This window comes from Ensifer sp. YR511, assembly GCF_900103045.1.
GTDB classification, from domain to species: domain Bacteria; phylum Pseudomonadota; class Alphaproteobacteria; order Rhizobiales; family Rhizobiaceae; genus Ensifer; species Ensifer adhaerens.
This window is the reverse complement of record NZ_FNGR01000012.1, coordinates 17,938-37,326: the sequence shown is the minus strand read 5'-3', so window position 1 is coordinate 37,326 and position 19,389 is coordinate 17,938. Positions and strand designations below refer to the sequence as shown.

The 19,389-nt window shown below is 59.6% G+C and carries 18 protein-coding genes and 3 pseudogenes; 8 read left to right on the top strand and 13 right to left on the bottom strand.

Features of this window, described 5'->3' with window-relative positions; genetic code table 11:
- Together BLU15_RS20335 and BLU15_RS20330 are read left to right on the top strand one after the other, a co-directional pair.
- Entirely contained in the window at positions 1-777 is a 777-nt protein-coding gene (locus BLU15_RS20335; protein WP_090297504.1) for an SDR family oxidoreductase, read from the top strand.
- A gap of 181 nt (positions 778-958) precedes the next feature.
- Positions 959-1,393 (top strand): DoxX family protein, encoded by a 435-nt coding sequence (locus BLU15_RS20330; RefSeq protein WP_090297502.1) that lies wholly within the window; start codon positions 959-961, stop codon positions 1,391-1,393.
- A gap of 67 nt (positions 1,394-1,460) precedes the next feature.
- On the opposite strand, the gene BLU15_RS20325 is transcribed toward BLU15_RS20330, so the two are convergent.
- From BLU15_RS20325 to BLU15_RS20290, 6 genes are all read right to left on the bottom strand, one after another.
- Positions 1,461-1,766, bottom strand: coding sequence for a putative quinol monooxygenase (locus tag BLU15_RS20325; RefSeq protein ID WP_090297499.1), 306 nt, complete (start codon positions 1,764-1,766; stop codon positions 1,461-1,463).
- A 29-nt stretch (positions 1,767-1,795) separates the two neighbouring features.
- A complete protein-coding gene (locus BLU15_RS20320; protein ID WP_090297497.1) occupies positions 1,796-2,080 on the bottom strand; it encodes a DUF1330 domain-containing protein in 285 nt (94 codons plus the stop codon).
- Between the two features lie 47 nt (positions 2,081-2,127).
- The gene (locus tag BLU15_RS20315) at positions 2,128-2,676 is read right to left on the bottom strand and encodes a flavin reductase family protein (RefSeq protein ID WP_090297495.1); all 549 of its coding nucleotides are present in this window, start codon (positions 2,674-2,676) and stop codon (positions 2,128-2,130) included.
- 56 nt (positions 2,677-2,732) lie between these two features.
- Positions 2,733-3,482 (bottom strand): SDR family oxidoreductase, encoded by a 750-nt coding sequence (locus BLU15_RS20310; RefSeq protein ID WP_090297492.1) that lies wholly within the window; start codon positions 3,480-3,482, stop codon positions 2,733-2,735.
- Between the two features lie 146 nt (positions 3,483-3,628).
- On the bottom strand, positions 3,629-4,558 hold the full coding sequence (locus BLU15_RS20305; protein WP_244546794.1) for an AraC family transcriptional regulator: 930 nt from the start codon (positions 4,556-4,558) through the stop codon (positions 3,629-3,631).
- Between the two features lie 1,200 nt (positions 4,559-5,758).
- Positions 5,759-7,618 (bottom strand): heavy metal translocating P-type ATPase, encoded by a 1,860-nt coding sequence (locus BLU15_RS20290; protein WP_090297487.1) that lies wholly within the window; start codon positions 7,616-7,618, stop codon positions 5,759-5,761.
- Between the two features lie 339 nt (positions 7,619-7,957).
- Here BLU15_RS20290 and BLU15_RS20285 point away from each other — a divergent pair.
- Positions 7,958-8,182: pseudogene (locus BLU15_RS20285) on the top strand (transposase); the annotation flags it as partial.
- A gap of 403 nt (positions 8,183-8,585) precedes the next feature.
- Here the strand turns inward: BLU15_RS20285 and BLU15_RS20280 are convergent.
- Positions 8,586-9,467, bottom strand: coding sequence for a hypothetical protein (locus tag BLU15_RS20280; protein WP_090297823.1), 882 nt, complete (start codon positions 9,465-9,467; stop codon positions 8,586-8,588).
- A 14-nt stretch (positions 9,468-9,481) separates the two neighbouring features.
- A pseudogene (locus BLU15_RS20275) lies at positions 9,482-9,688 on the bottom strand (hypothetical protein).
- A 202-nt stretch (positions 9,689-9,890) separates the two neighbouring features.
- Between BLU15_RS20275 and BLU15_RS20270 the strand changes: the two are divergent.
- Genes BLU15_RS20270 through ligD (BLU15_RS20260) form a run of 3 tightly spaced genes read left to right on the top strand, consistent with a single transcriptional unit; the run spans position 9,891 to position 12,734 of the window.
- The gene (locus BLU15_RS20270) at positions 9,891-10,796 is read left to right on the top strand and encodes a non-homologous end joining protein Ku (RefSeq protein WP_090297484.1); all 906 of its coding nucleotides are present in this window, start codon (positions 9,891-9,893) and stop codon (positions 10,794-10,796) included.
- Between the two features lie 11 nt (positions 10,797-10,807).
- The gene (locus tag BLU15_RS20265; RefSeq protein WP_090297481.1) at positions 10,808-11,620 is read left to right on the top strand and encodes a non-homologous end joining protein Ku; all 813 of its coding nucleotides are present in this window, start codon (positions 10,808-10,810) and stop codon (positions 11,618-11,620) included.
- Between the two features lie 55 nt (positions 11,621-11,675).
- The gene (ligD, locus tag BLU15_RS20260; protein WP_090297479.1) at positions 11,676-12,734 is read left to right on the top strand and encodes a non-homologous end-joining DNA ligase; all 1,059 of its coding nucleotides are present in this window, start codon (positions 11,676-11,678) and stop codon (positions 12,732-12,734) included.
- 6 nt (positions 12,735-12,740) lie between these two features.
- On the opposite strand, the gene BLU15_RS20255 is transcribed toward ligD (BLU15_RS20260), so the two are convergent.
- From BLU15_RS20255 to BLU15_RS20240, 4 genes are all read right to left on the bottom strand, one after another.
- Complete coding sequence (locus BLU15_RS20255) at positions 12,741-13,118, bottom strand: DUF4112 domain-containing protein (protein ID WP_090297476.1); 378 nt, start codon at positions 13,116-13,118, stop codon at positions 12,741-12,743.
- Positions 13,119-13,155: 37 nt separating this feature from the next.
- The gene (gene ligD, locus BLU15_RS20250) at positions 13,156-15,792 is read right to left on the bottom strand and encodes a DNA ligase D (RefSeq protein ID WP_090297473.1); all 2,637 of its coding nucleotides are present in this window, start codon (positions 15,790-15,792) and stop codon (positions 13,156-13,158) included.
- A 266-nt stretch (positions 15,793-16,058) separates the two neighbouring features.
- Positions 16,059-16,469 (bottom strand): hypothetical protein, encoded by a 411-nt coding sequence (locus BLU15_RS20245; protein ID WP_060520496.1) that lies wholly within the window; start codon positions 16,467-16,469, stop codon positions 16,059-16,061.
- Positions 16,470-16,829: 360 nt separating this feature from the next.
- Positions 16,830-17,147: a hypothetical protein gene (locus BLU15_RS20240; protein ID WP_034799802.1), complete on the bottom strand. Its 318-nt coding sequence runs from the start codon at positions 17,145-17,147 to the stop codon at positions 16,830-16,832.
- A gap of 248 nt (positions 17,148-17,395) precedes the next feature.
- Here BLU15_RS20240 and BLU15_RS40020 point away from each other — a divergent pair, with 248 nt between their 5' ends.
- Both BLU15_RS40020 and BLU15_RS40015 read left to right on the top strand, forming a co-directional pair.
- Positions 17,396-17,890, top strand: coding sequence for a DUF6438 domain-containing protein (locus BLU15_RS40020; protein ID WP_244495230.1), 495 nt, complete (start codon positions 17,396-17,398; stop codon positions 17,888-17,890).
- Positions 17,891-18,002: 112 nt separating this feature from the next.
- Positions 18,003-18,521 (top strand): annotated as a pseudogene (locus tag BLU15_RS40015) (NAD(P)H-dependent oxidoreductase); the annotation flags it as partial.
- A gap of 78 nt (positions 18,522-18,599) precedes the next feature.
- On the opposite strand, the gene BLU15_RS20225 reads toward BLU15_RS40015, so the two are convergent.
- Entirely contained in the window at positions 18,600-19,382 is a 783-nt protein-coding gene (locus tag BLU15_RS20225) for an SDR family oxidoreductase (protein ID WP_090297471.1), read from the bottom strand.
- Between the last annotated feature and the right edge of the window lie 7 nt (positions 19,383-19,389).

Sequence of the window (19,389 nt, the reverse complement as noted above, 5' to 3'; positions counted from 1 at the left end):
ATGAGAAACAGTAACATTCTAGACGGCAAGGTCGTCATCGTCACCGGCGCATCGAGCGGCATTGGCCGTGCGATCGCCATCCGGGCTGCCGAACATGGCGCCAAAGCCGTTATCGTCTCGGACGTCGTGGAAGCACCTCGCGAAGGCGGTGAACCCACTGCCTCCGATATCAGAAAACTGGGGGTTAAATCCGTTTTCGTCAAAGCAGATGTCAGCCGCAAGGCAGACAATGACGCCCTGATTGCGGCAGCAGAGGAGTTCGGTGGCGTTGATGTCATGGTGGCAAACGCAGGCATTACGCTGAAGACAGACGGAGCGGAAGTTCCGGAAGACGATTACCGCCGCCTGATGTCGGTCAACCTCGATGGCCCGTTGTTCGGTGCGCAGGCAGCTGCGCGCCAGATGAAGGCGCTCAACAAGCAGGGCAGCATTGTCCTCATGGCGAGCATGGGGGGGATCTCTGGTGCCGGCATTACCGTTGCCTATTCGACAAGCAAAGGCGGTGTGGTGCTGATGGCGAAGTCACTGGCGGACGCGCTTGGCCCAGACGGCATTCGTGTGAATGCGGTCGCACCCGGGACGATAGACACGGAACTCCTCCGCACAAGCCCAGGTATTGCCCAGGCCTCTGAAGGCTTCCGCCAACGAACGCCCCTGCGTCGTCTGGGCAAACCTTCGGAAGTAGGAGATGCTGTGGCATTTCTGGGGTCGGATCTCTCCAGTTACATATCCGGGACAGCACTCCTGGTAGACGGAGGCCTTCTCTCCGTTATCTAAATTCCATGCCCGTGCAGTCGGACCCGCGCCTCCAAAGCGCGGGTTTTTCTTTGCCTAGATCGTTCGAAATCATCGACGATAATCCGCGAAATTATCCAGCTTTTTCGTTTGATTGCGTGATGGCAATTTCTTCTCACGACGCAGCCACGGTGGCTGCGCCCCACCCCAGGAGAAAACGTCGATGTCCTATTCCGATGCAATCGCTGAGCGCGCAGAAACTCTTTCACAGTCGATCCTCGTCAACGGCGTGACCCCGCTTGCCGGCCGTGTTCTTCTTGCTGCCATCTTCCTGCTTTCCGGCATCAGCAAGATCTCGGACCCCGCCGGAACAATCGGCTACATCAATATGGTTGGCCTGCCCTTCCCGCCCCTCTCCTATGGTGCAGCGGTCGTGACGGAAATCCTCGGCAGCGTTGCCTTGATCCTCGGCTTCCAGACCCGCGTCGTCGCCCTGATCCTCGCCCTGTTCAGCATTGCCACCGCGTTGACGTTCCATAACAACCTCAACGACCTGAACCAGTTCATTCACTTCTTCAAAAACATCGCCATGGCCGGTGGCCTGCTGCAGGTCGTCGCGTTCGGCGCGGGCCGCCTCAGCCTCGACGCTCGCCGCTAACCCCGCGTAAGCCGCAAAAGAGCCCGGGCCAAAAGCCCGGGCTCTTTTGCGTTCGATTATCCAGCGGTTATGCATGCGGCACCGAGCGCTGTTGAAAGCCTCGGATCTCAACATCGGTGACACAGAGGTCAGGAACCTTCGCCAGAAAATCTCGGACATAGCTGGTCGCCATGTGCTCGTCGAAGTCTGAAGGATAGCGCCAGTCTTCAACCACCATCCAATTCTCGAGCGAATCCCTGGACTGGAATATCTCGTAACGCAAGTTTCCAGCTTCCTGTCGCGAGGGGGAGACTAGCGCCAGAAGCGCGGCGGCGAGATCCTCTGATCGACCAGGCTTTGCCTTGAAGACGGCTACATTGGTCAGTTCGGCCATATCGATAATCCTTCTCGACTTGAGAGACTTCAGGCGCCCTCGATCGCGATAATCCTCGAATTGGCAGCAGCCTGGCGCTGGGCAGCAAGCGGGCCATATTCAGGCGATGCAAACAGCTGGCGGATCGCTTTCTTGTCCGGGAACTCAATAATCAGCATGTTGGTGGCTTCCCAGCCTTCGAGCGCAAGTGGCGTGACGTCGAGAGCGATCAAGCGGCCGCCTGCTCTGGCTACGAGCGGCAATGCCTTGGAACGATAGTCTTCGATCGAATTCATATCGTGAATATCGAGGTCGACGACGAGATAAGCAGACATGGTGTTTCTCCTCTAATTTCGGTTTCGGGTGAAGCGGCCGGCGCTCCTCAGGGCAGATGGCGCCACTTGACCATGTGGTCCTTGAGATCGAGCGTTCCGCCGTCGACGGTGAAGGTGCCGTCGCCCCGGTGGTGGAGCGTTCGACGCTCCTTGCGGGTTTCGTTCACCCATAGGCGCTTGGCTTCCAGGATGAACAGGTTGTACGGCTCGACGTTGCGCCGATCGACCACCACACATTCGATGTTCGCCAGGCAGTCGGCGATAAGAGGCGCCGAGACCTCGTTCGCCTTTTCGGTGCGCAGTCCAAAACGCTGAAACTTGTCGACGCTGTCGCCCGAGCAGTTCCCCACATCGACAATCGTCTCGGCGAGATCGAGCCCAGGAACGGCGATGACGCATTCGCCCGTCGCCAGAAGTGTCTCGAAGCTATGGTCCCACGGACCAATGATGCAGCCGATCAGCGGCGGCGCGTGCTGGATCATCATATGAAAGCCCATCGTCATGACGTTCGGCTTTCCCCGATCGCTGGTCGTTACCATAACGATTGGGCCTGGCTCCAACACACGGTAGGTTTGTAGTGCGGATATCTCTTTCATCGTACTCTCCCGTGAAAAGGGCCCCACCCTTGGGCAGGGCCCGGTAGGACAGTCGCTTACCAGCCCTGCTCAACCGGCAGGACAAACAGCTCAGCGACGTCGACATGCGCCGGAGCCTGAGCGGCGAAGACGATGGTGTCGCCAATGTCCTCGCCCTGAAGGAATGTCATCTGGCTGGCCAGCTCATCCATCTGCTTGCGGTAACCCGGATCGGTGATGTGGTCGTAGAGCTCGGTGGCAACAGCGCCTGGCTGAATGCAGGTCACGCGGATGTTGTGTTTCTGGCCAACTTCCATGCGCAGTCCGTCGGAGAAGGCCGTGACCGCATGTTTCGTGGCGCAGTAGACAGAAAGACCTTTGAAGACCTTGCGGCCCGCGATCGAGGACATGTTGAAGATGTGGCCCGAATGCTGCTTGATCATCTGGGGCAGAACGGCAGCCGTCGTATTGAGCAGGCCCTTTACGTTCACGTCCACCATCCGGTGCCATTCGTCGACCTTGAACTGGTCGATGTCCGAGAGTGGCATCAGGCCCGCATTGTTGACCAGGATGTCGATCGAGCCGTAGGCTTCGACAAGCTTCCTGACGCCGGTTTCGATGGCGCTCGGATCAACGACATCCATCTCGATCACCAGAGCCTCGCCGCCCTTAGCTTCAATCCGCTTCTTCAGGTCTTCGAGTTTTTCGGTCCGGCGAGCCGCGATGCCGACTATTGCGCCGGCTTCGGCGAGCTTCACGGCGGTAGCGGCGCCAATGCCACTCGACGCGCCAGTTACCAATGCGATCTTTCCGTTGAGATTGGCCATTGTCTTCACTCCTTGTCTTTGAAGCCCACCACCGCGGTGGGCGTTTCGTTTCGACAAGGAGAAACCTAAGCGTTTCACGCGGGCCCTTCTCACGGGGCCTTGCGCGACCTGTCGCGATCTTGCTCAAATCGCAGACGGATGAAAAATCATCCTCGACGATAGTGGCTCGGCGCCAGACCTGTCTCGCGGCGGAAGACTTGGGCAAAGTGACTTGGGCTCGAATAGCCAACGGACAGGCCAATCTCGATGATGCTCGTATCCGTTTCCTGCAGGAGCTGCTGTGCCTTGGCGACGCGCTGGCGAATGAGGTAGCGGGAGGGCGAAAGGCCTGTTGCTTTCTTAAACAGTCGGCTGAAATGAAACTCGCTCATGCCCACCGCGACGGCGAGCTGCGCCAGATTGAACGGGTCAGCCAGGTGCTCTTCGAGATAAGCCATGGCGCGCCGAAGCCTAAAGCCAGGAAGAGCCGTCTGCCGATTGTCTTGCCGATCCTCCGATACGTAGTTGCGGATCAGGTGCACCGTGAGACTTTGAGCCAATCCTTGCACGAACAATTGGCTGCCTTTGCCCTCAGCGGCAAGCTCCTGATGGATCAAGGCCAGAAGATGCGAGAGCTGCTCGTCTTTCCCGCCGGAGACGTCGAGCAGCGCGGGCGGCCCATCGCCGCCAAGCACCTCTTTGGCGACACGCTCAAACAGAGGAACCGACAAATACAGGTGCATCACCTGAAAGGGCGCCGTCCCAGTCGAACGCCAGCGCATTTCATAGGGCGTCGGGGAACGGGTCAGGAAGAAGTCTCCGACTGACACAATATTGGATATCCAATCGCCGCCGAGTTCGCGCTCTTCGACATTCGCCTCGCCCGACATAACCCAGACGATCAGCGGTTCTGCAACAGCCGGGACAAGAAACGCTTCCTGCCTGTCGCGGCGGGAATAGACTTGAACGAACAGGTCCTTCCAGGCCGGGCCATCGCCACTGACAAGCGTCCTGCCCGCGATGTATTGCTCGAGGCCGAGCGGCGAGGTCCGCTCAGGTGGAGCAGCCGCTTCTTCCCGGTCTTGCGAGACCTGCAGGGTGCGGCCCTTCGATAACGCTCCTTTCGAAAGTGGACCGCGAGAGATTTCTTCCGACTCTTCCAAATTCACGACCTCCTGGCGAGTGTGCTCGCGCCAGGCTCCGTTTAATCACATCCAGGATGCCCCGTCGTCACCTCTTGATGATCCGATGTGCAAATTGCCTCTGCGGGCAAGCCAAACAAGGCCATTCCCGCGGGCATCGGCAAGGGCGCGTAAATATCAAGCCACTTCTCGCCTGGGAGGTCGGCATCGACAGTGATCGCTGCGGATGACGACCATTCCATGCGTTTGGCGTTCAGTAGACGGCCCGGTATACCAGCGGTACCCAGTCGTAATTGTCCGCATCGCAGCGAACATGCCCGATCCCCGGAAAAGCATGGTGCGCACCGGCGACCAGATAGCGCCCGTCGGCCGCCTCAGCAAAAGCCGTCGCGCGGGTTGCTGCAGCGGCGTTCTGGTCGACGTCAAATGCGACCGTGACATCCGGATGATCATATTCGGCACATCGCCAGGGGCGACATCGCCCCAAAAGCCAAAACAGTCGCGCCCAGCCCCTCCCTCACGCCGCCATGACAAGACACGATAGTTCCTTCCTTGCTTCTATGCCGTGTTAAGTCGAGGCGGAGTAGGCGCCTCGCCGATCCGGACTAGTCCCCAGGATTTTGCTCGCGCTAACAGGGCTCACCCTCTCGACATCCGCCATCTAGGCTCGGCGGCGTCGATGAACAACACAATCCGCCTGAATGCTATCGCGCAAAGAACCCTGAACAGGCAAGTCATGGAGGCGGCGGTTATGCCAGCTGCCCTGGACTTCGCCGGCCGAAGTCGCGCGCCTTCTGCTGATGCGACGCGTGCGAAGACCCTGTCTTTGTGAGTTCGAACCGTGGCAATTCAGGATGCTCTGCTCAATCATTCCAGATCTCGATGATTTCGTCGAACGGTTAGATGGGCCTCCACATTGTCGGCTCCTACCATCAGTAGATCCACAGCAGTTTGGGCCGCCCCCCCAATTGCCGTGTGGCGGAAAAAGGGGGGCGAGATTCCGCTGGCCTGCCGGTTTCTATCGGAGCAGGAGCGCACGTTGCGGCCGACCGGAATTCATCTCTTTGGTCTGCGCTCGAAACCTGCCTACACCGACAAATTCCGTCCAGCCGCCACATCTGCGACCAGATCTGCCGGCCGGAGTGGGCAGCCAAACTATGCCGCGTTCTCCTGCCCTACTCGGGGTTTGATCCCGAGAACGCGCAATGCATTGAGGATCACAGTCACGTCGATTAATTCCTGGATGATCGCTCCCTGCACGGGAGTGATGAAGCCTAGGGCGGCAGCCATCATGCCAACAATTGACATCCCGATACCAACCACCACGCTTTCCATCGCGATACGCCGGGAACGCTGGGCGATCTCGATCCCCGGCAGCAAGCGATCCAGATGATCGACCAGAAGAACGATATCGGCGGCTTCAGCCGAGGCAGCAGCGCCACGAGCCCCCATGGCCACGCCTATGTCGGCAGCTGCAAGAGCCGGCGCATCGTTGACACCATCGCCGACCATCATCACTGGCCCATTCTTACGCTCTGCGAGCACGAGAAGAACTTTCTGGTCCGGTGTCAGATCCGACCTGACCGCATCCAGCCCGAGTCCTTTGGTTATATTTTCTGCGACCGCCCGCCTGTCGCCGGTAGCCAACACGATGCGGCCAATGCCCAGCCGCCGAAGGTTTGCTATTAGCTCGGCAGTACCTGTCCGGAGAGCATCCGCCATGGTAATGTAGCCAGCAATTTTATTGTCGACGGCAAGGGCGACAACCACAGAACCAGCCATCATTATAGGGTTCATCAAAGCCGTCGTGCCGACCTGTTGATTGACGAACGCAACTCCTCCCACGGTGACCTGTCGGCCTGAAATTATTCCGGAAATTCCTTCGCCAGGACGCTCGGTAGGGTGATCGGGCGCCGGCAGCATAAAACCCTTGCAGCGTGCCGCCGTGACAATCGCCTGAGCCATAGGATGCTTTGACGCTTGTTCGAGAGCTGCGGCGAAATACAATACTTCGTCATCCGACATGCCGTTGTGTGCTTCGGTCGAAACGATCTGTGGACGGCCATCCGTCAAGGTTCCGGTTTTGTCGAGGACGAGTGTACTGCTCCTTGCCAAAGCCTCCAATGGCTTTGCGCCCTTGATAAGAACACCAAAATGCGCTGCACGTGAAAGACCGGCCGCCAGGGCGACGGGTACGGCAAGTATTAACGGGCACGGCGTGGCGACGACAAGCACCGCCACAGCGCGGATCGGGTCACCAGTGAACCACGACGCAGCAGTTGCTAGCGCTATCGTCACAGCCAGGAACAGCATGGAATAGCGGTCGGCAAGCCGTGCCATCGGCGCTTTGGATGCCTGTGCTGCCTCTACCAGCCGGACGATTCCGGCATAGGTGCTGTCGGCTGCACGATGTCGAACGCGCAGGTCAAAAGCCTCGCCCGCATTGGTTGATCCGCTCATCGCCTCTTCACCACGCCCCAGCCGCACGGGCATCGATTCCCCCGTGAGGGCTGACTTGTCGAGGCTCGCCTTCTCGCTCTCGATGTCGCCGTCCGCTGGCACGACGGCGCCCTGATGGATCAGAAGAAGGTCGCCCGGCTTAATGTTGTCGAGCTCTACATCTTCAAGAGTGCCATTTGCATGCCGCGTGGCCGTTCTCGGCACCCGGGACAGAAGTGCGCTCATTTCGCGCCTGGCACGCCCCTCGGCGAAACTTTCCAGAAATGTCCCGCTAGAATACATCACAGCGACGACCGATGCGGCGAGCGTTTCACCGAACAACAGCGCCGCTGACATCGAAAGCGCCGCCACGATATCCAGTCCGACTTCGCCTCGCCAAAGACTGCGAAGAATCTCGACGATCAGCGCAAGAAGAACTGGGACGACGCCGGTTCGCCAAGCTAGAGTGGCTGCATCGGGCCTGCCGGCCGTAAAAAATACCAGCCCACTCACGAGCCCGAGCATCGCAACCAAGAGCAATGCGGACTTCAAGCGATCATAATTCTGAAAGAACATGGCTTCCTTTCAGCGCCGCCTGGGCCGTTTGGAGTATGGTGAAGCATGCCTGTACGGCTCAATCGCCGTTCTTTATGTCGTAGTCATCGTAGCTGACCTTAAAAGCGAGGCCTGCATTTCCACACGAACAGCGGCGCGTGGAACAAGCACCAACATGCAAGACAAAGAGAGACGGACGCTTGATACTGTTGCGAAAGGTAGAATCCGAAGGTCAAGCCGGGTCTGCAGTCTGGCCGTAGGCATTTCACCCGACGATCTCATCAACGCTCTCGGGCAGTAACTGACCGCAGATTGCCGAGCGTACACTATCCCTGCCGCCGGCTGGGATATTTCTGTTGACGTGACTTTGCCGCTTGGCTCGGCCTTGTTCCACGACCATTCTCTTCTGGTGGGAAAGAACGGCTTGGCCGGGTGTCGAAGGCTGGTCAGGCCGCCATCTGTAGGCTCCAGATCATCGGGGCAATGGCGCGCTTAAGTTGGGCCGGCCGCAAACCGCCAGTACAAGGATCGTGGCTTTCGCGGCCCTCATCGCGGAGCAAGTCGCGGCACCGGCCTCCTCGGTAATCGAAGTCACCGCAAAGCTTCATTGTTTAATCTTGCGCGCGATCCAGGGCTCAAGCTTGAGGACGCCCCTGGCCAGGGCTGCTGACCATGCTGAAAGATCTCATCCGTATCGCCGGGACGCGAAACCAAAGGCATCAGTCACGATCGGTTGGCGACGCGGTCAAAACCGAGCACGACGTTTCACTCTGACGGGAGGTTTATCAGGATGGACCGGCGCGAAACAGCGAGCGGACGCGACCTTTTAACAGAGCCGCCGCCGTCAAGCTGGGAGATCGCATCCCAGCCCACCCACCTTCGACAACGGCTGTTGGCTCTTCATGCGATCGAGAGCCCTCGGGGCTGGAAGCACACCAGCGACCATGCGCCGGTCATCATCGATGATCGAACCACCATCGGATTGAAGTCAGGCCTGAGCCTTTTGTGTGGCCCTGCGTTCGCGCGCCTTGGCGGTCAGCCGCGCCTCGCGCAATTCCTCAAGGGTCGGCAGCCACCAGCCGCGCCAGCGCTCACGCTCTTCCGCCGCCCTTTTCGAGGGCCAGGTCTGCACCAGTTCCTCCAGCAGAGGCGTCCGCCATAGGCCCCAAACGTGATCCCCGGCGATGTCCGGATAAAGGTCGGCTACCTCATGGCAATCGACTAGCTCGCCGGTTATGTCTCTAATTACGACGATCCCGTAGAGCGGCGTCGCAAGCGGCCGATCTATCGGGGGCAAATCATCGGCGGCAAGCGGGATGCGCCGGCGCTTGCGCTCGGCCGCCCGGCGGCGGGACAGTCTTTCTTCGTAGGTTCCCTTGCGCGCCTCGGCCCGCTTGCGTTTTTCTTCACGCTCATTTCGCTGCGCTTCCGCCTCGATAGCCCCCCAGCGATCGACAAGATGATCATAGGAAGCGAATGGCACCCGCCAGACCTTATGCTCGCCATCCCAACGGGCAAATGGAACCTGCCGGATTTCCTCGACCAGTTTGCGTGAAAAAGGCGTCCGGATGCGAAACCCGTCCTTGTCGACGTTGAGATAAGGGCTGAGGATCGGCTCGAACGCATAAGCATCCCTGCCCTTGCCCTCTGCGTATGGATCGACGCGGGATTCTTCCCTGGCCAGCCAGCGATCGATGCGCCGGCGCGCGGTCGTGCCGGGGACGATCCAGACCTTTCGCCGGTCGCTCCAGCGGGCGCGTGGAAAAGCCTCGCGAAACCGCTGCACGGCCATACGGTCGAACGGAAATGCGACCGACACGCGCTCGCCAGCCCCTTTGTCCTCATGATCAATCTCGACATCGTCGGCCATCGCATCACCCGTCGCTACGACAGAGGGCGGCCCGCGCGCCAATGCTTCTTATGCCAATCTCCGCGACCGCCTTGCCGGGTTTTGCCTCAGTCTTCGCCTTTGTGCGCTGATCGGCGAACAGGGACCCGGCTCACATCGATACTTTCCTTGAACTGGCGTTTCCCGCAGCGCCGAATATAGCGCCTATCGGTTCCGGTATCGACGAATTCACGTTTCGTCATGACATTCTCCCTTCCAGTTGTGGTTTCGGAAGAACGCACGCCGCCCCGAAAAGATGCAGCGAATCAGCGACATGGTCGAGACTCGCGAAAAGGGCGTCAAAGCATGCCTAAGTTATGGATTTTCGATTCCGTTCGAGTCGGAACAAATTCGCTCGTGATTCGCTTGACTCGCTTTGGTTGCGTCGAGTCGGGAGTTTTAAAGATGGCCGGTCATCGTGCCCAGTGGAAGGGCTTCATCAAATTTGGCGAGGTAAGTTGCGGAGTCGGCCTCTACACGGCCGCCAGCACCTCGGAACGTATCGCGTTTCACACCATCAACCGCCGCACCGGCAATCGTGTTAACCGTGTCTTCGTCGATAGCGACACCGGCAAGGAGGTCGAGCGGGAGGATCAGACCAAGGGCTTCGAGATCGAAAGCGGCCAGTACATCATGATCGATCCGGATGAGCTGGCCGCTACCGTTCCGGACAGCGACAAGACCCTGCAGATCGAAGCCTTCATCCCCTGCTCCGACGTTGACGACGTCTATTTCGACAAACCCTACTATCTCGTTCCGACCGACCGGGTTTCGTCGGACGCCTTTACCGCGCTGCGCGATGCAATGGAGAAGTCGAAGGTCGCTGCGGTCGCGCGCACGGTCCTGTTTCGTCGCATGCGCACACTCTTGATCCGCACCCACGGCAAAGGCCTGATCGCCACCACGATGCAGTATGACTACGAAGTCCGCTCATCAGAGAAGGCGTTTGAGGAGGTGCCGAAGCTGCGGATCAAAGGTGAGATGCTGGATCTTGCCAAGCACATCATCGCTACGAAGAAAGGAACCTTCGACCCGGCCGCGTTCGACGATCGCTACGAGACGGCGGTTGCTGAGCTGGTGAAGGCGAAAATTGAAGGCAAGGCCTTGCCGAAGCGAAAGGAGGTCAAGGTCTCCAAACCGGACGACCTGCTGGCCGCCCTACGCGAAAGCGCCAAGATGCTGAAGGCCGGCGGCGAACAACTGACGCGACCCGCCGCCAATACCAACAAGGGCGTCGGGCGCAAGCCGGCGTCGCGCGCCGCGGCATCGAAAGCGCGCGGCTCGACGTCCAGACAGCGTAAAGCCGGCTGAGGAGAGGGATCATGGCGCCGCGCCCATACTGGAAAGGCTATCTGAAGCTCTCGCTCGTCACCTGCCCGGTCTCGATGTCGCCAGCAACGTCGGAGAGCGAAAAAGTCAGGTTTCACACGCTCAATAAAGAGACTGGAAATCGCGTCGTCTCGCAATTTGTTGACGCGGTCACGCGCAAACCGGTGAAGGATGAGGACGAGATAAAGGGCTATGCCCGCGGCGAGAACGACTTTGTGCTTCTCACGGACGACGAACTGGATGCCGTCGCGCTCGACACCGTCAAGACCATCGATATCGACATGTTCGTCCCTCGCAACAGCATCGAGTGGATCTATCTCGAAAAACCGCACTATCTTGTGCCCGACGGTCCCGTCGGCCATGAGGCCTTCGCCGTCATTCGCGACGCCATGGCGTCAGACAAGGTGCTCGGCATTTCGAAACTCGTCATCGGCCGGCGCGAGCGGGCGGTCGTGCTCGAACCGCGCGGCGAAGGTATCGTGCTCTGGACACTACGCTTCGGCGACGAGGTCCGGCCAGAAGAGTCCTATTTCGAGGATATCGACGATGCATCGGACCCTGATCTTATTCCCCTTGTGGAGAAATTCATCAAGCAGCACACCAAGACCTGGTCCCCGGACATGGTCTCCGACCCCGTGCAGGACGCTCTCCTCGACATTATCGCGAAAAAGAAGAGGGGGCTGAAGCCCTTGAACAAGGGCAAGGCCAAGGAAGAGACCGGCGCGGCTGGCAGCAACGTCATCGACATCATGGACGCTCTTCGCAAGAGTTTGTCGGCGAGCGGAAAAGGAAAGCGCTCATCCTGAAAACTTCACGGAAGGCACTGATGTTCGTATTCTCTCTTACGCATGATGGATCTCCATGAGAGCGAAGCGCCGATCGGCCATACCCTTGCTCGATGAATCCGGTACCACGCTCCAGTCGCGGCCGGTCCGCCGGCGCAATCCCGAGCAGCCCACTCTGCCCTTCGATCCGATGCCCGACCGCGTCGAGCCGTGCTTGGCGCTTCTCCGGCCGACGCCGCCAGAAGGACCGGAATGGCTCTACGAAGTCAAATGGGACGGGTATCGCCTCGCCATCCACATCGAACCGAAGGGTGTTAGGATCATCACGCGCGGCGGCCATGACTGGACCGATCGCTTTCCCCGGATCGCAGAAGCCGCGAAGAGGTTCGACGTCGGGACCGCCATCCTCGATGGCGAGGCCGTGGTCCTCAACAAGGAGGGCCATGCGGACTTCGGGGCGCTGCAACGCTCGCTCGGGGGCCGCGGCGGCAAGCGCGCCTCGACGGAGGCGGTCTTTGTCGCATTCGATCTCCTCTATTTTGACGGCCACGATCTGAGGAAGACGGAGCTTTCGGTTCGCCGGCATCTGCTTACGGATTTCCTCGACGGCGCAAGCGGCGCGGCGCAGCTGTCGGAAGAAGCGCACGGTGATGGCGTCGATCTGCTGGCAAATGCATGTTCGATGGGGCTCGAAGGCATTGTTGCCAAGCACCGCGAGCGGCCATACAGGTCGGGACGAAAAGGCGACTGGATCAAGGTCAAATGCGTCCAGAGTGAGAGCTTCCTGATCGTCGGCTATGAGCAGTCCGCTGCAGCGCGTAGCGGGATCGGCAGCCTTCTGCTTGCCGCCCGGCGGGGCGATAGCTGGGTGTCGGTGGGTTCTGTCGGAACCGGGTTCAAGGCGAAGGATGCCGAATACCTGCGCAAGACATTGGACAAGCTGAAGACGAAGAAACACGTCGTGCCGGTCAAGGGCAAGAATTACGTCTTCGCGCTGCCGACGCTGATCGCCGAGATCGAGTTCCGCGGCTGGACGGACGACGGAAATCTGCGCCACGCCTCCTATAAGGGCTTGCGCGAAATCCAGGACAATGCCGCGGTGTTCGATATCGCCACGCTTGGAGACCGCAGCTGACCGGCGTTACCGATCGAGGTCAGCGTGGTCGAGTTCCAAGTGGTCCAGCACGAGTTGCAGATTGCGGCGGTTGGACTTGAAATAGATATCGAAGACATCGCCGAGCACCGGCACGCTTCCTGCGACCGTGTCGAAGCCGACATTGACAAGCATCTTCACCAGCTTGTCATTCGGAACGCCGAGACGGCGCGCCTCGTTTATGATGACGAGGCTGATAGCCGCCGCTGCGAAATCGCCCACGCCTGGGATGAGGCCAAGAACCGAGTCTGCGCCCAGCGATACGCGCGTGCCGGGAATGCGGAGCGCCGTGTCCATCAACCGTACCAGGCCGCGGATGCGCCGAAGGCGGGTCAGGTGCTCGATGGGGACAGTGTGATTTTTCATGCTTCCTATGTGGTCTTGCCGCCCTGCCGTTCAAAGATCATGCCGCAGCCTTGTGCTTGCCGAGCCGCTTGATGGCCTGTTCGAGCTCGCGCTGTCCGTCGCAATAGTCTTCCCACGCAATCGTCTTCGTTAGCAACGCCGGTACGGTCCGCACGGTGAACCGCTTCGGATCGAGATCGGATTTGACCTGCGTCCAGGTCAGCGGCATCGACACGGTGGCGCCCGGACGCGCCCGTGGCGACAGGGGGCCTACCGCCGTCGCCATGCGGTCGTTGCGCAGATAGTCGAGGAAAATGCGGCCTTGCCGCAGGCTTTTCGTCATCTTGATGAGATAAAGGTCTGGATTATCGCGGGCCATCTCCTGGCAGACGTCATGGGCGAAGCCCTTCGCCTGCGCCCATGAAAGCGGCGTACGTGCGTTCACGGCCAGCGGCGTCACCACATGCAGTCCCTTGCCCCCAGTCGTCTTGCAGAAGCTGACAAGTCCCAGATCATCAAGCCGGTCCCGCATTTCACGGGCCGCCGCAACCACAGCCGCGAACGGCACATCCGGACCGGGGTCGAGGTCGAAGACCAGCCGGCCCGGCACCTCCGGTTTCCCTGGTTCGCAGTTCCATGGATGTAGCTCGATGCCGCCGATCTGGGCGACGGCGACGAGGCCTTCGACACGGTCGACTTGTAAATACGGCTTCTTGTCGCCGAACACCTTGACCAGCTCCAGCAGGTTCGACGTACCCGGCATGGCGTGGCGTTGGAAAAACTGTTCGCCGCCAATGCCGTCAGGCGCTCGGATGATCGAACACGGCCGGCCCTTGACATGTTCGATCAGCCAAGAGCCGATCGCTTCGTGATACCGGGCCAGCTCTTCTTTGGTGACGGCCTTGCCGTCGCCGGCGTCCGGCCATAACGGCTTGTCCGGATTGGAGATGAGCACGCCCATGACCTCGGCCTTCGCGCCCTTGCTGCGCGGGACATTGTTCACCGTCGGCGCGGGCTCCGGCGTTTTGGTCTTGGCGGGGGATGCCGGCTTTTCCGCCTTCACCTCATCGGCCGGCTTGTCTTCCCGCAAGCCCTTGAAGGCGGCCTGGCGGACCTGACCGTCTGCGGTCCAGCCAGCGAATTCGATCTCGGCGACCAACTCGGGTCTCACCCAGGCGACTTCCTTTTCGTTCTTCGGCGCGCCGATGCCCGTGAACGGCGACTTCGTCGTTTCCACAGCCTTCAACTTTGGCAGCAGTGTTTCGACCTTGTTGGCGCTGTAGCCTGTGCCGACACGGCCGACATAAACGAAATGCTCACCGCGATTGACGCCGGCAAGCAGCGACCGGAACTTGCCATTCGTCTTGGCGTACCCGCCGATAACCACTTCATGCCCGGCGCGGCATTTCGATTTCGCCCAGGTGTCGGTACGGCCGGACTGGTAGGGCGCATCGGCCTGCTTCGAGACGATGCCCTCGAGGGAAAGCTTGCACGCAGAACGCAGGACCGCATCGCCGCCCGTCTCGAAATGCTCGACGAAGCGAAGACGGGCATTGTCGGTCGCATCTGCCAGCAGCTCCTGCAAACGCGCCTTTCGATCGGTAAGCGGCCTCGGCCTCAAATCCTCGCCGCCGTCGAACAGGAGGTCGAACGCGAAATAGACCAGATTGCCGGTGGTGCCTTCCGACAAGGCGGCCTGAAGCGCCGCGAAATCCGGAGCGCCATTGTCGTCGAGCGCGCAGATCTCGCCGTCGATAATGCAGTCGGGCAGTTGGGAAGAAGCTTTCGCTATCTCCGGATATTTGGCCGTCCAGTCCAGCCCTTTACGGGTCTTCAGCATGACCTCGCCGTCTGCGACCCGCATTTGGATGCGGTATCCATCGAACTTGATCTCATGCAGCCAGTTCTTCCCGGCCGGCGGGCGCTCCACGGTTTCGCAGAGTTGCGGAGCAATGAAATCGGGCAGGTCAACCCCGGTTGACGTCGCCACATCCTCCCGACCCCTCTCCTTCCGTTTATCGGCTGCGCGCCCTCGCTTGCTATCCCAGACTGCGTCGGCCTCGACCTCACCGCTCGCCATCATGAATGGCTTGGGCTTGCGCCCCTTGCCGCTGGCGATCTGCTCCATGGTTCGTCCAGAAGCCACCGAGGTCATATTCTCATCCAGGATGGCAGCGCCGTTCTCTTCAACACAATGATCGTCATGATGCTTGATCAGCAGCCAATTGGTGCGCTTACCGCCATCGCGGTCGTTGCGCATCCGCACGAGCACGAAGCTGCCATTTAGGCGCTTACCCTGCAGCACGAATTTGAAATCGCCCTTCTTCAGGGCTTCCTCCGGCGACATGTTTCCTTCCGGCTCCCAATATCCCCGGTCCCACAGCATGACCGTGCCACCGCCATACTGGCCTTTCGGGATGGTGCCCTCGAAATCGCCATAGTCGAGCGGATGGTCCTCCACCTCGACCGCCAGCCGCTTGTCATGCGGATCAAGTGACGGCCCCTTCGTCACAGCCCAGGACTTGAACACGCCGTCGAGTTCGAGGCGAAGATCGTAATGAAGGCGCGTCGCGTCGTGTTTCTGGATGATGAAGCGAAGCCGATTGGCCGGCTTAACAGCGGCCGCGCCGCTCGGTTCCTTTGTCTGCTTGAAGTCCCGTTTCTTCTTGTAGGTTGAGAGCTTGTCAGCCGCCATGATCGACCTCAATCCATCCCATCAGGAAATTCCTTACACTGGAGTCGAAAACCCCCGCGCCGGATTGTTGTTCCTCCAAGGACAGGTCCCGCCTGTCCGATGGCAGGTGTTTCGTGTGAAGAATATCCTCTGCCGGCGGCGCGGTGGTTTGATGGGATCTGCCCAGTCACTCGGCGCCTTGAGGGACATAGCCGCTCTCTTTTGGGATCGGCCTGGTGGTCGCTACCGCAGGCGCTGCGTTGGCGGCGGCGCCGGTGATTTGCTTTCTAGCGGTAAATGTCGAGCGTGCGATTGCGGTGGTTCGGATGGGTGCTGTAGACGAAGATGCGATTGAGGTCGCGGTCCGTCAGCATGCGCAGGAACCGCGCTTCGATAATGTTGTTAGCATGCACCCGCTTTGTCAGGCAGCCGACCATCTGGATGCGGGCGCTCGGGATGTCCAAGTAGAAATTCTGTGGCAGCGTGTACTGCGTGAGGATGCTGATCAGGGCGCCGCTTTTCGAAAGCTTGATGATCTCGCAGCGACGAGAGCTCAGTTGCGTCATGCCCTTCTCAGTGTATTCGATGCGCGCATCGTTCCGCGTGTCCTCCATTGGGAAGTTGGTTTCCCGATCGTACATGAAGGACTCTTGCTTGTTCAGGAAGTGCTGATACATCACCGGCGCCGCGCCTCTCATCAAAATGCCTTTCCGTATCCCCTTTTGAAACAGACTAGCGGCAGAGATTTAACAGAGGGTTTGGACGACCGATCCAATGAGCCGTCAACCCGTCGGCTTCCAAACGTCGCGCGGTAACCTTGCTCACCGCTGTCGACCGCTGAATTGGCAAGAAAGCTGTTCGCCTTCGCCAAGCCAGCCTACATTCGTTTCGCATGCGACGGCGAGACTCTTGGGGAGATCGGCTAGCCCCGATTATCCCCGCGGACCCGGGCCGAGTTCCATCGATATTCCCCGGAATGGAGCTGATTGGCGCGTCCTCGGTCGCCGCTTCCCGACGGGGGCGATCCTGGCTTGAAAAACCGGCCTTGGGGCGAGAGGTCAGAAGTTGCCGGGATCGCGAAACGGAAGCGCGACCGATATTATTCGACGAAAAGTCGCCGTATCGCGTGATCTCCAAAGGGCCCATGAAAGCCCCGCAAAGGCAATGGTTACAGCCGCGCCTACCAGTCGATACGTCCTTCGCCTCGGACGAATTGCCACTATGCCCATGTTCTCAACACGCGTCTGCAAGCGACGCACCTGCTTTCTAAGTCGATTGATTTCCTTAGCAGTGTTTCTCTGCTGTGCCGGAATGCCCACGAAATCTTTAGTGGGATCGACGATCGCCTTCGGAATAGGCAGCCCGATATCGGCCATGTTTGATCCTCCTGCATATTTGTAGGTAAACAGTACCTTGGGAGTTTTGTTCCAACCGACCGGCCCCTCGCTAAGGGCAGACGCGTGACCCGCCCGGATACAGGTCAAGATTGTCAGCCACAAAAGGGCGTTGACTGGGACTGCGTATTGGTTGAGGTTGACTTCTTAACACGCAAAAGATGCTGACCCGTGACACACGTGTTGAGCGGACCTGACGACCGGCCCAGGGTCCTGAAAGGGTGCACGATATGATTCTGGTTGCGAAGATTATAATGGCTGCGGCAGCGCTGCTGGTGGAGCAAAGCCAGACGCCGAGCATCATTGTCGAACGCAAACCATGTCTCGGCGAGTGCCCCGTTTACCGTTTCCAGGTGAGCGCCAGCGGGGGTATGTTCGAGGGCCGGCGCTTTACAAGCGTTCATGGCGAACAGCCTTTCTCGATCACGCCAAAGGAATGGTCCACCTTTCAGTCGGCACTCGCACCGCATCGGCCACAAGGAACGGAGACCATTACCGTGGGGCATGCGCGGTGCAGACAGTTTGCCACGGATCATGCTTCAGTCTCGGTGACGTGGATCGAGGTCGGACGTTCTGACCAGCTTGTCTTCAATTTCGGCTGCAGGGATCCGCGGAACGATGCTTTGGCGCGGACGCTTGCGGATGCGCCCGATTTGCTTCAGGTGGGGAAACTGATCGAGGATCGCCGTCTTGAGGATGGAGCCTGGGATCGTCCAGCAAAGTGAGGCTCTGAGGGCGACTTACGACCAGGGCCTTAGAGTTAATCGCTGGGACGCTTGTGGGTTGAAAAGCAAGAGCCGTCGCCTTCCGCCTCCTTAGCGCACTGGGGGTACTTGGGAGCATTTCGGGGCTGAGGTGTGCTTCATCTGATCCCTCCGGCTTACCGCTTCCGGATGATGCACCCGTGCGCCATCCGAAGGTCCAGGAACGCCGGGAACTTTCGGCATGGTCGGAGGGCCAGGTCTGGGGCAGCCCGGAGCGCCCCAGGATCATGAAGGCGCAGATCGACTGGATCCCGCTGTCCGTCGGCTCGATCTGTGCGACGCAGGGGAAGTCCCTTGCGGTCATGCAAGTCGGGTGGTTCTCAGTCCTTCGATGCCATCAATACCCTCCGGCTGCCCGGCCGCTGGATGCGCATGATCACGATCCCCAAACGTCAGTCGCCAAGGCCTATCAGGAGTACGACGGAAATGGGCGTATGAAGCCATCGTCCCACTACGACCGCGTTGTCGACCTCTGCGAGGAGCTGATGAAATTCACGCTGCTGACGCGTCGGCCTATCTCGTCGACCGATACAGCGAGCGCAAGGAAGACGCGGAGAAGCCGGAACAGCGCGTCAAACTCAAGTCGATCTGATCATCAAAGGGTATTCGATAATATTCGAATACCCTCTGACACGGAAATGAGGTCCGCGATGCCGTGAGACGTTGGAACTTAAGCAAGCGTCGACCTGAAAGCGCCACCGTCGAGCAGAATATTCTGGCCGACAATATAGCCTGCGTACTGGCTGCAAAGAAATGCCGCGGCAGCGCCGAACTCCTCAATCGTGCCGAAGCGCCCGGTCGGATTCTCCGCATGCGCCTCCTGCCGCGCCTGGTCGATTGAGATGCCCTTCACTTCTGCCCGTCGCTGGAGAAGCACGGCTACACGATCAGTCTCATGTGACCCCGGTAGGAGGTTGTTGATCGTTACGCCATGTTTCGCGACTTGCCTTGCCGTCCCTGCCACAAAACCGGTCAGTCCGCTGCGGGATGCGTTGGACAGGCCCAACTCCGGGATCGGTGACTTTACCGAGGCGGAGGTGATGTTGACGACGCGCCCCCAGCTCCTATCGATCATACCGGGCAGAACCGCTTTCATCAGCAAGATCGGGGTCAGCATGTTAGCGTTCAGTGCGTTCAACCATTCATTCGTCTCCCAATCAGTCCATAACCCAGGCGGCGGTCCCCCTGCGTTGGTGACGAGGATGTCGGCTTTCGGTTCCGCTTCGAGAAGCTCTTGCCGACCTTCTACGGTCGTCACGTCTGCTACCACGGCATAGACTTCGGCACTTGTCAGCTCGCGAAGCTCCCTCGCGGTGGCCTCCAGCGCGTCCCGGTTACGACCGTTCAGGGTAACGATCACGCCCGCCTCTGCGAGCTTCTGCGCCACGCCTCTGCCCAGCCCTTTCGAGCTCGCGCAGACGATCGCGCGCTTGCCACTCATTCCCAAATCCATCGTGGTT